Raw genomic sequence first — 860 nt, 5'->3', positions numbered from 1 at the left:
TGCTCGTATGGTGTAATAACTGGGTTGATGTTGCTTGCGTTGATTTCACCATTCGTGAATTGACCTTCGACGATTGGGTTACCATATTGGTCAAACATGTTAAGTCCGATGGAAGCTGTTTCGTCAGCAGCAGCCAATTTTGTACCGCCATTGGAGTACGTTACTTTTCCTGTTTCAATTTTGCTCAAGATCGGCACTGTACCGACTTTGAAGTTTTTGGACACCGTTACGTCACTGTTGTTGAAGTAAACTGTTACCGGAACGATACCATTACCTTGGGAAATACCGGAGCCTGTTACGTCAGCTGTGATGACGAGGTTGCCATCTGCATCTTTTTTGAAGCTTGCTGGCGCTTGGCCGGACACGAGCGCTGTGAAGCTGGATGTGCCCATCGATACGGCTTCTCCGTATTGGTTGGAAGCTTTCAGCTTGATCACTGCATTTTTGCTGTATGCTACAGTGTCACCAGCATTTACGAAGTCAATTTTAGTGACTTGCTCATCTTGCGCCTTGAATGTTGCTGTTGTTTTATCTACCGTTGCTGCATCAAGACCGGATAAAGTGGCTGTATAGTCGCCTTCACCAATTCTTGTATCAGTTGTCAGTGTTGCTACTTTTTTATCTTCAGACCATGTTGTTGTTGCGGAAACAGTTTGTGTTCCTTTTGTCAAAGCCACTGTTGCTTTTGTTGTGTCTACTGGTTTGTTAAAGGAAACAGTTGCTTTGTATACGCCAGTTGCTTTCGCTTCTGTTACAGAAACTTTACCAGCCGGTACGTATTGTTGTTTCGCTTCATAAGCGCCTGTCAAAAGCAAATCGCGAGTTGCGTTAGCCGTACCGCCGAATGTACCATCTTCACC

The 860-nt window shown here is 44.9% G+C and carries 1 pseudogene; it reads right to left on the bottom strand.

The window, feature by feature from the left end:
• Nucleotides 1-860: pseudogene (locus GC097_RS24285) on the bottom strand (S-layer homology domain-containing protein); the annotation flags it as partial.

This window comes from Paenibacillus planticolens, from assembly GCF_013141725.1.
In the GTDB taxonomy this organism is placed as follows: domain Bacteria; phylum Bacillota; class Bacilli; order Paenibacillales; family NBRC-103111; genus Paenibacillus_E; species Paenibacillus_E planticolens.
The sequence above is the reverse complement of the archived record's forward strand: the minus strand, read 5'-3'. Positions and strand labels throughout refer to the sequence as shown.